This window comes from Vibrio antiquarius (assembly GCF_000024825.1).
Classification (GTDB): Bacteria; Pseudomonadota; Gammaproteobacteria; order Enterobacterales; family Vibrionaceae; genus Vibrio; species Vibrio diabolicus.
This window is the reverse complement of sequence record NC_013456.1, coordinates 2483435-2497529: the sequence shown is the minus strand read 5'-3', so window position 1 is coordinate 2497529 and position 14095 is coordinate 2483435. Positions and strand designations below refer to the sequence as shown.

Annotated in this window: 16 protein-coding genes; 11 read left to right on the top strand and 5 right to left on the bottom strand. The window is 43.2% G+C overall.

All coding sequences use genetic code 11. From position 1 onward, the window contains the following. Window positions 1-53 precede the first annotated feature (53 nt). Complete coding sequence (locus VEA_RS23955) at window positions 54-257, bottom strand: hypothetical protein (protein WP_162860661.1); 204 nt, start codon at window positions 255-257, stop codon at window positions 54-56. A gap of 472 nt (window positions 258-729) precedes the next feature. Here VEA_RS23955 and htpX point away from each other — a divergent pair, with 472 nt between their 5' ends. The 9 genes from htpX to VEA_RS11555 all read left to right on the top strand — a co-directional run bounded on the left by htpX (window position 730) and on the right by VEA_RS11555 (window position 7964). After that, on the top strand, window positions 730-1599 hold the full coding sequence (htpX, locus tag VEA_RS11595; protein WP_005390832.1) for a protease HtpX: 870 nt from the start codon (window positions 730-732) through the stop codon (window positions 1597-1599). A 225-nt stretch (window positions 1600-1824) separates the two neighbouring features. Then, window positions 1825-2244 (top strand): nuclear transport factor 2 family protein, encoded by a 420-nt coding sequence (locus tag VEA_RS11590; RefSeq protein ID WP_005390833.1) that lies wholly within the window; start codon window positions 1825-1827, stop codon window positions 2242-2244. Continuing rightward, window positions 2241-2966: an SDR family oxidoreductase gene (locus VEA_RS11585; RefSeq protein WP_006743053.1), complete on the top strand. Its 726-nt coding sequence runs from the start codon at window positions 2241-2243 to the stop codon at window positions 2964-2966. The genes VEA_RS11590 and VEA_RS11585 overlap by 4 nt, the downstream gene beginning before the upstream one ends. A gap of 12 nt (window positions 2967-2978) precedes the next feature. After that, a complete protein-coding gene (locus VEA_RS11580; protein ID WP_006743052.1) occupies window positions 2979-4289 on the top strand; it encodes an NAD(P)/FAD-dependent oxidoreductase in 1311 nt (436 codons plus the stop codon). A 1-nt stretch (window position 4290) separates the two neighbouring features. After that, entirely contained in the window at window positions 4291-5109 is an 819-nt protein-coding gene (locus VEA_RS11575) for a DUF1365 domain-containing protein (protein WP_006743051.1), read from the top strand. Then, the gene (locus VEA_RS11570; protein WP_006743050.1) at window positions 5103-6359 is read left to right on the top strand and encodes an SAM-dependent methyltransferase; all 1257 of its coding nucleotides are present in this window, start codon (window positions 5103-5105) and stop codon (window positions 6357-6359) included. Before VEA_RS11575 ends, VEA_RS11570 begins: the two co-directional genes overlap by 7 nt. Window positions 6360-6365: 6 nt before the next feature. Further along, window positions 6366-6878, top strand: coding sequence for a DUF2878 domain-containing protein (locus VEA_RS11565; protein WP_041852975.1), 513 nt, complete (start codon window positions 6366-6368; stop codon window positions 6876-6878). Continuing rightward, window positions 6838-7431 carry a chalcone isomerase family protein gene (locus VEA_RS11560; protein ID WP_041852974.1) on the top strand — a complete coding sequence of 198 codons (594 nt, stop codon included), beginning with the start codon at window positions 6838-6840 and terminating at the stop codon, window positions 7429-7431. Before VEA_RS11565 ends, VEA_RS11560 begins: the two co-directional genes overlap by 41 nt. After that, a complete protein-coding gene (locus tag VEA_RS11555) occupies window positions 7431-7964 on the top strand; it encodes a DUF3833 domain-containing protein (RefSeq protein ID WP_373275597.1) in 534 nt (177 codons plus the stop codon). The genes VEA_RS11560 and VEA_RS11555 overlap by 1 nt, the downstream gene beginning before the upstream one ends. 116 nt (window positions 7965-8080) lie before the next feature. Here VEA_RS11555 and purB read toward each other — a convergent pair whose 3' ends face one another. The 3 genes from purB to mnmA form a co-directional block, all read right to left on the bottom strand. Next, a complete protein-coding gene (gene purB / locus VEA_RS11550) occupies window positions 8081-9451 on the bottom strand; it encodes an adenylosuccinate lyase (RefSeq protein ID WP_012841953.1) in 1371 nt (456 codons plus the stop codon). Between the two features lie 147 nt (window positions 9452-9598). After that, window positions 9599-10216, bottom strand: a complete 618-nt coding sequence (gene hflD / locus VEA_RS11545; protein ID WP_006743048.1) for a high frequency lysogenization protein HflD — start codon at window positions 10214-10216, stop codon at window positions 9599-9601. Window positions 10217-10226: 10 nt separating this feature from the next. After that, entirely contained in the window at window positions 10227-11351 is a 1125-nt protein-coding gene (gene mnmA, locus VEA_RS11540) for a tRNA 2-thiouridine(34) synthase MnmA (protein WP_005390857.1), read from the bottom strand. A 188-nt stretch (window positions 11352-11539) separates the two neighbouring features. On the opposite strand from mnmA, the gene VEA_RS11535 reads away from it, so the two are divergent. After that, on the top strand, window positions 11540-11809 hold the full coding sequence (locus VEA_RS11535; protein WP_005390859.1) for a hypothetical protein: 270 nt from the start codon (window positions 11540-11542) through the stop codon (window positions 11807-11809). A 117-nt stretch (window positions 11810-11926) separates the two neighbouring features. Next, window positions 11927-13231 carry an inosine/guanosine kinase gene (locus tag VEA_RS11530; protein ID WP_005390861.1) on the top strand — a complete coding sequence of 435 codons (1305 nt, stop codon included), beginning with the start codon at window positions 11927-11929 and terminating at the stop codon, window positions 13229-13231. Window positions 13232-13358: 127 nt separating this feature from the next. Here the strand turns inward: VEA_RS11530 and VEA_RS11525 are convergent, their stop codons facing one another. Further along, the gene (locus tag VEA_RS11525; RefSeq protein ID WP_005390863.1) at window positions 13359-13766 is read right to left on the bottom strand and encodes an H-NS family histone-like protein; all 408 of its coding nucleotides are present in this window, start codon (window positions 13764-13766) and stop codon (window positions 13359-13361) included. Between the last annotated feature and the right edge of the window lie 329 nt (window positions 13767-14095).

Sequence of the window (14095 nt, the reverse complement as noted above, 5' to 3'; positions counted from 1 at the left end):
AAAGGGCTGCGTAATGCAGCCCTTTTTTTATTGGTGTAGTCTATAACATCAGATTACTTATCTTGGCTAAGCCCCATCAATGCTTGCTGAGTTTCTGCAACACGCTGAGACATATGATGATCGGTTGAAATACCAAGTTGTTGCTTCGCCTCATCCTCTGAGATGCCTAGATGACAACGTAGTAAATCAATAGCCATTTGATAATCGTTAGTTTCTACCATGGTTTTTCCCTCAATACATGGAAGTTTTGAGCTCACCTAATGTACCTTTTTAATGTACTTAGAGTGGCTCTGTTTTGTTCATCTCACTTGAATCTAGCATGTCCATGTCGCCGCACAATAAGACCAAAGTCTATAGCGGGGCTAACATACTGTTTTTGGTCTAGTAAAATATTTCTAGCTAAGTTGCCCAGAGGTGATAGATTTAACATCAAGGTCATCCATTGATAGATGAGGTGCGATTCAAAGTACTTTTCATTACGGAAAGGAATGAATATGAATGGAGGTAATGGCTTTTATCAGAACGTGCCTAGAAATCGCTTGAACATAATCTTTCAGTCTCGAAAACAAATGTTGCAATTTATTGCTTAACCTTGTTTTTATCGCGGATAGACTATATCTATAACGCACGGAGCATGAAACTTAGCGGAATTGGCTTTTACAGCGATTACCACCTGTTCCTTATAACAATCCGTTTTAAAAAAACGATAAGCTTCCTCGGAGAAAAGTAATGAAGCGAATTATGTTATTCCTAGCAACTAACCTAGCTGTCGTGCTAGTGCTTAGTGTTGTTCTGAATATTGTTTACGCTACCACTGGAATGCAACCTGGCAGTCTTTCTGGTTTGCTAGTTATGGCCGCCATATTTGGTTTTGGTGGTGCACTTATTTCGTTGATGATGTCAAAGGGCATGGCACTGCGCTCGGTTGGCGGTATGGTCATTGAAAGTCCGCGTAACGAAACTGAGCATTGGTTAGTCGAAACTGTGGGTCGTCAAGCTCAGCAAGCGGGTATTGGTATGCCAACGGTGGCTATTTATGACTCACCAGATATCAATGCATTCGCGACGGGGGCAAAGCGAGATGACTCTCTTGTCGCGGTTTCCACTGGCCTTTTACACAATATGACTCGTGATGAAGCAGAAGCGGTACTGGCCCACGAAGTGAGCCATATTGCAAATGGTGACATGGTCACGATGACATTGATGCAAGGCGTTGTGAACACGTTTGTTATCTTCCTATCCCGTTTTATCGCCAATATTGTGGCATCGAACGATGATGAAGAAGGTCAAGGTACAAACATGATGGTTTACTTCGGTGTATCTATGGTGCTTGAGCTAGTGTTTGGTTTCTTGGCAAGCTTTATTACCATGTGGTACAGCCGTCATCGCGAATTCCATGCCGACGCAGGTGCTGCTCACTTAGTTGGTAAAGAGAAAATGATCGCGGCATTGGAACGTTTGAAGATGAGTCACGAATCTCAACTTGATGGCACAATGATGGCATTCGGTATCAATGGCAAGCAGTCATTGACTGAGCTACTGATGAGCCACCCTCCGCTAGATAAACGTATTGCAGCGTTACGTAGTCAGCAATACTAGTTGTAAAAAACTGACAGCGCACACGAAAGTAATCGTTAATTTCCTGAAAAGGCTTGGTTTTGACCAAGCCTTTTTTTTGATCGATTGATCGCTTGCGAGATTCATCACGTATCTACCTACAGAAACAAAGTTATACAAAATAATTTTTGTACAACTTTTAACGAATGAACTATCTTGTACATATAATAATTTTGTACAACTTGATGGGCATGTAGGAGTAAACACATGGACATACAGTCTGTTGGCAATATCTATCAAAAGCTGAATAAAGCGAACTTACATCTGCTTAAAGACGTATATCACCAAGATGTCGTCTTTGAAGATGCTGCTCATCGTTTAGAGGGGTGGCCTGCACTTTCAGATTACTTCACATCATTATATGCCAACGTCATAAGCTGTGACTTTGTTATCCACGAACATCAACAAGTCGGAGATACTGGCTTCCTAACGTGGACCATGGATCTTCAGCATCCCAAACTTCAAAAAGGTGCACCTATTCTCGTTAATGGTGTGTCGCATCTTAAATTCAGCGAAGGCCAAGTTATTTATCACCGAGATTACTTTGATCTCGGAGAAATGCTTTACGAAAACTTACCTTTACTTGGCTCAGTCGTAAAAACTATCAAGCAGAGGTTAGGACAATGAACAATACTATCTTAATCACTGGCGCTACCTCCGGAATAGGGAAGCAACTGGCTTTAGATTACGCGAACTCTGATTGGAGCGTTATTGCTTGTGGGCGAAACAAAGACGTTCTTGCTGAATTGGGGGCTGCTTCTTCTAATATCCATACATTGCAGTTTGACGTGACAAACCATGAACAAACTCAGCAGGCGCTGTCCAGTTTGCCTTTCACGCCGAGTACCTGGGTTTTTAATGCAGGGGATTGTGAGTATATGGACAACGGTGTGGTTGACGCGAAACTCATGGCGCGTGTGATGAATGTAAACGTCGTTGGTGTTGCCAACTGCGTAGAAGGTTGCCAACCACACTTAGATAAAGGGCATCGCATCGTTATCGTAGGTTCTATTGCTTCAGAAGTTGCGTTGCCAAGGGCTGAAGCCTACGGCGCTTCTAAGGCTGCTGTGAGCTACTTTGCTCGCACATTAGCTGTTGATTTGAAGAAGAAGGGCATTCAAGTGGTGACCGTGTTCCCAGGCTTTGTGGAAACCCCGTTAACTGACAAAAATGACTTCGAAATGCCGATGATTATTTCTACGCGGCAAGCCTCGAACTCTATCAGAAAACAGTTGGCTGCCAACAAGACTCACATCTATTTCCCCGCGAGGTTTACCAGTATTTTACGTTTTATCTCGTTACTTCCATACAGTTGGCAAGCTCGCCTAACTGCTAAACTCGTGTCATAAGAAGGAATAAAAATGAAAACAGCAGGAAGAAAGAAGATAGCGATTGTGGGGACCGGAATTTCTGGCCTTACGTGTGGTTACTATCTACATAAAGAGCACGATGTCACCGTATTTGAAGCTAACGATTACATTGGCGGGCACACCGCGACGGTGGATGTAAAACTCGATGGTAAAGAATATGCGATTGATACGGGCTTTATCGTTTACAACGATCGCACTTATCCTAATTTCATCAAAATGATGAACGAGATTGGTGTCGAAGGATTGCCAACCCAGATGAGCTTCAGCGTAAGAAACGACGGCAATGGCTTGGAATATAACGGTCATACCGTGTCGACATTATTTGCTCAAAAGCGCAATTGGGTAAATCCTAAGTTCTATCGTTTTATCTTCGAGATCCTTCGTTTCAACAAACTTGCCAAAAGCGTCGCTAGCAAACAATCGAGTCATTCTCAGACGCTAGGTGAGTTTCTTGATGAGCACAACTTCAGTACTTTCTTTTCAGATAACTACATTTTGCCGATGGGCGCTGCAATTTGGTCTTCGACTTTAGCGGACATGCGCGCATTTCCGCTGATGTTTTTCCTTCGCTTTTTCTTAAATCACGGATTGCTTGATGTCACTAACAGACCGCAATGGTATGTAATTAAAGGTGGCTCTCGTGAGTACATTCCACCTTTGACTCAAGGTTTTATCGATAAAATTCGACTCAATAGTCCGGTAGAAAAAGTGCTCCGTAGTGAGAATGGTGTGGGTTTAAAAGTTAACGGTGAAATGCACTGGTTTGATGATGTCATCTTTGCTTGTCACAGTGATCAAGCGATGAACACGTTAGGTGACATTAGCCCAGTCGAGCAAGAGGTGCTGGGTAATATAGCTTATCAAGCGAATGAAGTGGTGCTTCACACTGATACGAGTTTACTTCCAAAGCGTAAAGCGGCGTGGGCTTCGTGGAACTACCTACTGGAGGGCAGTGAAGACGAACAGCAATATCTCCCTTCGCTCACTTACAACATGAATATTCTCCAACGTGTTCAATCTGAGCACACATTCTGTGTCACGCTAAATAGCACTGAGCAGATCGAACCGAGCAAAGTATTACGGACGTTTACCTATCACCATCCAGTGTTTTCCACCGATTCTATCGCTGCACAGCAACGTAAAGAAGAGGTGCAAGGGCTGAACAATACTTGGTTCTGCGGCGCTTATTGGTACAACGGTTTCCATGAGGATGGCGTTCGCAGCGCGTTGGACGTAGTGAAAGGGCTTGAAGAGAAATATCGCGTTCAAACTGCTGTCAACTTAGAAAAAGGTGCAGCGTGATATGGATAGCCAAATGAACAGCCAGTTGTTTGTTGGCAACGTTCGGCATCGCAGGTTCACGCCGATAAAACATGAATTGAACTACTCATTGTTTATGCCAGCTATTGACGTCGATGAGCTAAAAAAACTAGAGGAAAAAGTTTGGGGGTTTGGCTCTCGTTGGTGGCATTGGGCACGCTTTAAACGCAGTGACTATGTTGGTGAGGGCTGTTTAAAGGTGGCCGTACACGACAAAATTGAAGAGTTAACAGGCGTTCGTTGTACCGGCAAAGTCATCGCTGTTTGTCATTTGCGCTATTTAGGACTTTATTTTAGTCCGGTGAATTTCTACTACGTTTATAACAAAGAAGGGGAATGGAAATACCTCTTAGCTGAAGTCAGCAATACACCTTGGAACGAGCGTCATTACTACGCAGTCGCTGCTGAGCAAAACGATGAAAACTTTGGATGGGAACAAGAGAAAGCCTTTCATGTTTCTCCGTTTAATCCAATTGACCAACAGTATCATTGGAAGATTAAACCACTGACGGACAAGTTAAGGATTCATCTTGAATGCCACAAAAGCGAAAAGCACTTTGATGCGACGATGACAATGAAAGCTCAAGTATTTTCGATCAAAAGCCTATTGAAGTGTTTGATCGTTACGCCAATACAGACGGTAAAAGTAATGGTTGGTATTTATTGGCACGCATTAAAACTTTGGGTGAAAGGCGCGCCTTTTTATTCTCATCCTAAATATTCAACACACGACGAAATAGAAGCCGACACTAAAAAAACAGACAAAAAAAATAAAAAGCATAAGGAGAATTCTGCATGTTAAATACCAGTTCTATGACATTGCCGCGCAAATTGACGACAACACAAAAGGCGGCTCGCGGAGTTATTTTTCAATGTCTGCAAAAAATGGAAATCGGCTGCTTAACTGTTATTGAAAGCTTTAAGACGGAAACGACAGAAAGAAGCGAGCGCTTTAATGCGCCCAACGGTGAATACAGCGGTCAGCCTGTTGTGGCGACGATTGAGGTAAAGCATCCTGGCTTTTACTCGCGAATCTTGCAAGGTGGCAGCATTGCAGCGGGTGAGGCTTATATGGATGGTTGGTGGGACAGCCCGGATCTAACCTCGTTAATGAAACTTATGGCTCTCAATATGCGAGCGCTAGATAAACTTGAAGAGAAAGGAAGTTGGCTAACTAAAATACTGTACAAGTTCAGTCATTGGACCAACCGCAATTCTCAAGAGAACTCTCGTAAAAACATTCATGCGCATTACGACTTGGGCAACAATTTGTACGAGTCATTTTTAGACGACAACATGCTGTACTCATCGGCCTTATATGTGCAAGACAACGATACTTTGGAACAAGCGCAAATCAACAAAATGGATCGTTTGTGCCAGCAGCTTAATCTTCAACCATCCGATCGAGTGATTGAGATCGGTACAGGGTGGGGGGCTATGGCCATTTACATGGCAGAGCAATATGGTTGTCATGTAACGACAACGACGATTTCTGAAGAGCAGCATGCTTACGCTGAACAAAAAATTAGAGAGCGAAATTTGGGCGGCAAGATCACTCTACTAAAACAAGACTATCGAGACCTTTCGGGTCACTACGATAAGTTAGTCTCGATAGAAATGATCGAAGCGGTTGGAAAACAATTTTTGCCTTCCTACATCAAGCAATGCAAATCACTACTCAAACCGGGTGGTTTAATGGCAATTCAAGCCATTACTATCGCTGACCAGCGTTATGATTACTACAGTAACAACGTTGACTTTATCCAGAAATACATCTTTCCAGGTGGTTTTTTACCTTCGGTTACATCTTTAACTCAAGCTGCGACCAAATACAGTGACTTGGTGGTGAGAGACTTATTTGATATTGGCTTGGACTATGCGAAAACCTTGAGCGAGTGGCACTCTAGATTTAATCAAGCTGAAGAGCACGTACGCTCTCTCGGTTATGACGACCGCTTTGTCCGCATGTGGCGCTATTACCTGAGCTATTGTGAAGGCGGCTTTTTAGCTCGAAGTATCAGTGCCGTTAACATGACATTCCAGCGACCTTAAACCGTTATGAAGTTGCTGATTGCCTCTACATGGTTCCAGCTCTGTTGGTTCTCTGCAGTGCTTGGGACCTATCAATGGCAGTGGCTAACACTGATCTTAACATTCCTTACTCTTGTCTATTGTTGGAGGACGGACGCTTCTGCCTTGAAGCACATCGCGAGTATCGTTTTGGCGGGTGTAGTGCTCGATACGCTCAATCAACAGTTTTCTGTTTTTGTCTTTCCAACACAATGGTTACCCATTTGGTTGTTGTGCCTTTGGGTTCTGTTCTCTTGGTATGCCTATCAGCTCAAGCCTGTTTTGTACCGTTTCCCAAAAATCTACGTATCAATTGTAGGTGGCGTTGGAGGAACCGTCAGTTACTACGCCGGTTACAAGCTCCAAGTCGTTGAATATGGATTTAATACCAGCGTTACGTTGGTCATTCTATTTGCTGAATGGTTTGCCATGACGCTTTTGATACTCAAGGTATACGGATATGAAAAGCTTGAAGAGAGATTTAACCCAGAGGCTGATTAAGGTAGTTGCTTCTCTAGTAGTTATGGGCTCCTTTGCTCTACAAGCTCAGCCAGTTGGAAACAGTGAAAACGCAGATAAGATGTCGAGTTGGAAGGGGTGGAAAACCGTCGGTGAGGCACAACTCACATGGTTCATCTTCGATATATATCAGTCTCGACTAAGAGCACCTGATGGAAAGTTTATTGTAAATGGCGATGTATCACCACACCCTCTGGCATTGGAAATTAACTATCAAAGAGACATCAGCAAGCAGCAGTTGCTTGATGTAACTGATGAGCAATGGGCAAAACTTGGTTTTACTGAATCATATCGAAAAAGTTGGATCAGTGAGCTAAACCGTATGTTCCCTGATATAAAAAAAGGGGATGAGCTTACTTACTTAACCGATGGTAAAACTGGTCAGCTTCTTTACCGACAAGCTGGCATTGCACAAATCAAGACAGTCGGCTTCGTTCAAGATGAGCGAATGAACGATGCGTTTTTGTCTATATGGTTGTCACCTAATACAGAGTTCCCAAAACTTCGAAAACAATTAATAGGGCAGGTTAGATAGTGCTTAAACGAATTTTAAAATCAGTCGCCTTGGCTGCTGCAGCCTTACTTTCAGCATGCTCAGCAGATATCGATAATTATCAATCATCTACACCGACTTTTGATTTATTCGGCTATTTTGAAGGCGAAACAAAGGCGTGGGGGATGGTCCAAGACTACACTGAACAACAAACTCGTCGTTTTGAAGTCGACATCGTGGGTACTGTGGAAGGTAACACGTTGACGCTGGTGGAAGACTTTGTGTTTGATGATGGAGAGGTTGACCAGCGAATTTGGGTTATTACCAAATTAGAAGATGGACGCTATGAAGGTAAAGCAGAGGATATTATTGGTGTAGCAACAGGGGCTGAGCAAGGCAATGCGTTGCAGTGGCGGTATGACTTTGAGTTGCAAATGGATGACTCAACAGTAACGGTCGCTTTTGATGATTGGCTTTATCGTCAGGACGAGAAGCATGTTTTCAACCTCACCAAAATTAAAAAGTTTGGTATAGAGGTCGGGACAATAACCTTATTCTTCCAAAAACAGCCATAATAGTTGAGGGGGTTATCCTCTTGCATTACTACCAAATAACCGAAATTATTTCTTCCTAACTAAAAAAGTTGACGCTTTCACGTCAACCTTTTCAATTGCAGATCATCAAGGTGTGATTACAGCTTATCTGTCAGCTCAACCGCTTGACCAATGTAGTTCGCTGGCGTCATCTCTTTCAGACGTGCTTTCTCGTGCTCAGGGAGCTCAAGACCGTCGATGAAGTTGCGCATTGCTTCGCCGTCTACACGCTTACCACGAGTTAGCTCTTTTAGTTTCTCGTATGGCTTCTCGATGCCGTAACGACGCATAACTGTTTGTACTGGCTCAGCTAGTACTTCCCAGTTCTTGTCTAGTTCAGCAAGAAGTGCTTCACAGTTTACTTCTAGCTTGCTGATACCTTTTAGCGTAGAAGTGTAAGCGATGATTGCGTAGCCAACACCAACGCCAAGGTTACGTAGAACCGTTGAGTCAGTTAGGTCACGTTGCCAACGAGAGATAGGCAGCTTTTGTGCTAGGTGGCCGAATACTGCGTTCGCAAGACCTAGGTTACCTTCAGAGTTTTCAAAGTCGATTGGGTTAACTTTGTGCGGCATTGTTGAAGAACCGATCTCACCAGCAATGGTTTTTTGCTTAAAGTGGCCTAATGCAATGTAACCCCAAACGTCACGATCGAAGTCAATCAGGATAGTGTTGAAACGAGCGATAGCGTCGAACAGCTCAGCGATGTAATCATGCGGCTCGATTTGTGTTGTGTAAGGGTTCCAAGTTACGCCTAGAGACTCTGTAATGAATTCTTCAGAGAACTTGTGCCAATCTAGCTCTGGGTAAGCAGAAAGGTGTGCGTTGTAGTTACCTACTGCACCGTTGATTTTCGCTAGGATCTCAACGTTTTCGATTTGCTTGAATTGACGCTCCATACGGTACGCCACGTTTGCCATTTCTTTACCCATTGTAGATGGAGAAGCAGGCTGGCCGTGTGTACGAGATAGAAGAGGAATGTCGCGGTATTCAACTGCGAGTGCTTTGATAGCGTCAATTAGGTTACGGATTTCTGGAAGAATCACTTGCTCACGTGCTTCTTTTAGCATTAACGCATGAGAGGTGTTATTGATGTCTTCAGAAGTACATGCAAAGTGGAAGAACTCATTAACAGCGTGCAGTTCAGGAACGTCTGCTACTTTCTCTTTTAAGAAGTACTCAACCGCTTTAACGTCGTGGTTAGTTGTACGCTCGATTTCTTTAATACGGCGTGCATCTCCTTCAGAGAAGTTAGCAGCAAGGTCGTCTAGGAATTGGTTAGCTTCTGCGCTGAATGCTGGCACTTCTGCAATTTCAGCAGTAGCCGCTAGCTTCTGTAGCCAACGAATTTCTACGATAGTACGGTATTTTAGTAGACCGTACTCGCTGAAAATTTCGCGTAACGCAATCGTCTTACTTCCGTAACGGCCGTCTACTGGTGAAACAGCAGTCAATGCTGACAGTTCCATGATGTTCTCCTGAATTGGGTTTCTAAATTTCGTGAGCGTTATACCAATAACTGTGGCAATTGTCACGAATATTGCGCAAACGTTTGCGCGGGATTTGTTTTATTCGAAAATAAGTAGCTCGCGATAAACGCGAGCTAGCAGAGTATTCTATATTCTGGCTAACAGGATTTGAGCCTGTTCGACCATTTTCTTTCGGCCAAAAATTAGATGACGACGTTTACCGCCTACTTGGCGCCACAGAACAGCACTACGAATACCAGATAGCAGTAGAGCACGGACTTTGTGTTGGCTTGCCGTTTGTTGCAGTACAGAAGGCGTGCCTGTTACTTGAATGCGTGGTCCAATAGGGCTAACAACATCCAAGTAGATGCTTGCTAAATTGCTGATCATTTGATCATCTAGCAGTTCAAAATGCTCTGACTGGCGCTTGGCCATCTGGATACGGTCACCAAGCTGGGACATGGCATCGTTGCGAGCGCTTAACTTACGTTCTAGCGCCATTAAGCTAATGATGTAACGAGTGATCTCACTGCCTGATGGGGTGCTATCAATCCCTTTAACCAGACACTCCAGACCGAGCTTTAGATCGGCTTCGCGACCGAATACGCCAACGGTGTTAGCAGGGTTTGTGTTCAAAATAGCGTTGATTGATGTTTCAAAAGCATCTTGATCACAATGCCCGTTTCTCGCAACTTGTTGAACCAAAGCGACAGCTTGGCAAATACCAGCGAAAGCGATAGTACGGTCATAAAGTGTATTCGCCACGTAACGACTCCTAAGCTTGAGAATATTTAATGCGTTGCTCGATGATGCCGCCACCTAGACATACGTCATCTTTATAAAACACTGCTGATTGACCAGGCGTCACTGCAATTTGTGGTTCATCAAAGATCACTTTAATGTTTTCATCATCGATCGGGATGATTGTACAAGGAATATCTTCCTGACGGTAACGAGTTTTCACTGTGCACTTCATAACATCGCGAATTGGCTCACGATCTACCCAGTGAAGTTGTGACGCAAGTAGACCTTCTGATTTTAGCATCGGGTGGTCTTTACCTTGGACTGCGATTAGCACGTTACGCTCTAGGTCTTTTTCACCAACAAACCACGGCTCTTCGTTACCACCGCCGCCTTTACGGCCACCGATGTGTAGACCTTTACGCTGACCTAGTGTGTGGTACATCAAACCTTGGTGTTGACCGATCACTTCGCCTTCTGGCGTTTCGATATTACCAGGCTGAGCAGGAAGGTAACGACCTAGAAAGTCGGTAAATTTACGCTCACCGATGAAACAAATACCTGTCGAGTCTTTCTTCTTCGCTGTTACTAAACCTTGCTCTTCCGCAATACGGCGTACTTCAGGTTTCTCTAAATCACCAACAGGGAAGAGGCTACGGCCAATTTGTTCGTGGCTTAGTGTATATAGAAAGTAGCTCTGGTCTTTGTTGCCATCTAGGCCACGCAACATCGCTGGTTTCTCACCGTTATCCGGGAAAGAGCGACGTACGTAGTGACCCATTGCAATGTAGTCAGCATCAAGCACTTCATCAGCGAATTCTAGGAACGCTTTGAACTTGATTTCTTTGTTACAAAGAATGTCAGGGTTCGGTGTACGACCCGCTTTGTATTCAGCAAGGAAGTACTCAAATACGTTATCCCAGTATTCGGCAGCAAAGTTGATGGTGTGTAGATGAATGCCTAGCTTGTCACATACTGCCTGAGCATCAGCAAGATCTTCTGCTGCTGTACAATATTCTTCGTTGTCATCTTCTTCCCAGTTCTTCATGAACAGGCCTTCTACTTGGTAGCCTTGTTGCTTGAGAAGATACGCAGAAACAGATGAATCAACGCCGCCGGACATACCGACGATGACTTTCTTTTGGCTGTTATCAGACATTACTAAACACCACTTAAATAAACGGGATGCAGATTCTATCAGAATCCACAGACCGGTGACAGATCCGAGATCGAAATCACAATTCGTTTCGCTGCATTTTTCTTCAACAGAAATTCGAACGGGCAATTTCGCAAGTATAGAAGAGGTATATATGGCATAGTTGGCAAAAATCCAAGAGGAAAGTCCAAATGACCGAAGAAAACCAGTTTATGCAAGAAGCCGAGTTGATTGAAATTGTTGAAAACCAACTTGAGGACGGCAATCCATTAAAAGTTAAAGAGACGCTAATGCGCTTAATGATGACAGGGACACCTAGAGAAGAAGCGGTTGCAATGATGGCATGTGCCATGTCGATTGAAATTTTCGATGTGATGAAAAATGAAGGTGAGTTCAACCTAAAGCGTTACTGCGAGCACCTTGAGCAACTGCCAGATCTAAGTTTTATGGAAGGTGAATAAGGAGTCTAGAAGAAAAAAGTGGCTAGCAAACGTTTGCTATAATTGCTTTTATTGCCGCTTTATTATTAGCGGTATAGAATCCGTTCTCCTTTTCATCCCCTTACTCAGACTGACAATATGAAATTTCCTGGACAACGCAAATCGAAGCACTATTTTCCTGTTCATGCTCGTGACCCGCTGGTGAGCCAAGCACAAGAAAGCAAGAAGATGACGCGCACTCACATCATTGGTATTGACCAAACTTTGGTTGATATTGAAGCTAAAGTTACAACGGATGTGATTGAAAAGTACGGTCTGAGTAAAGGTCACTCTTTGGTTATTGATGACGAAAGAGCAGAAGAGTTGTACCAGCAACTTAAAGAAGAGAACTTAATTACCAATGAGTATGCGGGTGGCACAATTGGTAACACGCTACACAACTACTCTGTGCTAGCAGATGATCGCTCTACGCTGCTTGGAGTGATGAGCCAGGATATCAAAATTGGCAGCTATGGCTACCGTTACCTTTGTAATACATCAAGCCGCATGGACTTGAACTATCTACAAGGTGTTGATGGCGCTATCGGTCGTTGTTTCGCTCTTATTACAGAAGATGGTGAACGTACTTTTGCGATCAGTGAAGGGCAAATGAACCAACTGCATCCTGATAGCATTCCAGAAAAAATCTTTAAAAATGCATCGGCGCTTGTACTAACGTCATATTTAGTACGTTGTAAAGAAGGCGACCCAATGCCTGAAGCAACAATGAAAGCGATTGAGTACGCGAAAAAGAATGATGTGCCCGTTGTTCTGACTCTTGGGACGAAGTTCGTTATTCAAGATGACCCGAAATATTGGCAAGAATTCATTCGAGATAACGTTTCAGTCGTTGCGATGAATGAAGATGAAGCAGAAGCACTGACGGGTGAGTCAGACCCACTTGCTGCATCTGATAAAACACTGGAGTGGGCAGATCTAGTATTGTGCACCGCGGGGCCTGTAGGCCTATTTATGGCGGGTTATACGGAAGATAGCGCGAAGCGCGAAACTTCTTTGCCATTACTTCCGGGGTCAATCGCTGAATTTAATCGCTATGAATTTAGTCGTCCGGCGAAAAAAGATACATGTGAAACACCAATAAAAGTGTACTCACATATCTCGCCATATATGGGTGGTCCAGAAAAAATCAAGAATACCAATGGTGCAGGTGATGCTGCGTTATCTGCTGTTCTTCATGATATGGCGGCAAACAAATACCATAAAGAAAATGTGCCTAATTCAAGCAAGCACAGTAACGAATATTTAACTTACTCTTCTTTTTCTCAAGTATGTAAATACGCAAACCGTGCGAGCTACGAAGTTCTCGTGCAACATTCTCCACGTTTGTCACGTGGGCTTCCTGAGCGAGAAGATAGCCTAGAAGAAGCATACTGGGAACGTTAATACACAGTAGTTTAATTAACCATTCTATAACTAAAGTAAAAGGCGCATTAAAAAATGCGCCTTTTTTATTTGTAATGAACCAAATAAAAAAGGCTCCCATTGGGAGCCTTTTAAAAATAGCGCGGATTTAGATCAGGAAATCATCCAGAGATTTACCTGCATCAAGTTGCTCTTGAATTGCAGAAGGTGTACGACCTTGGCCTGTCCAAGTCTTCTCATTACCGTTTGAGTCTGTGTATTTGTATTTAGCTGGACGAGGTGCACGCTTCGCTTTGCCTTTCGTCTTAGTTTCGCCAGATAGCGCAGTAATAAGCGCTTCTACGTCAATACCGTCTTGAGCAATTTTCTCTGCGATCTCTGCTAGCTTAGCTTCTTGCTCAGCTTGTGCTGCACGTTCTGCTTCTTCTGCTTCACGACGCTCTTCTACAACAGTAGTTAGTTTATCTAGAGCTTCTTCCAATTGTTCTAGAGTCAGCTCACGAGAAAATGCACGAAGGCTACGGATATTTAGAAGGGTTTTAGTCAGCTCTGACATAACGATTCCTATTAAAAGGTTAATGTGTTGGGCACTTTTTATCGTTACGATTAAATAATGCCAATCTATAAATAAACAAAGAGTCCTTATATTTAACTTTATCTTTTCCTTATGTGCAAATACTAAATCAAGATTTTGTTTAAATTTAGCTATTTTTTTAAAGCAATAAATATTATTACACTCGAAATAAATCTTATTAGATGAGAATTGAAATCAACACTCGTTATTGTATAGAGATAGAGCCAGCTTGGTTTTTATAAAAAAAGTTGAGTTATTACTTAAAAATATGAAGCGTCCATCTTTGATGGAGTGTCATATATCCTTAATTT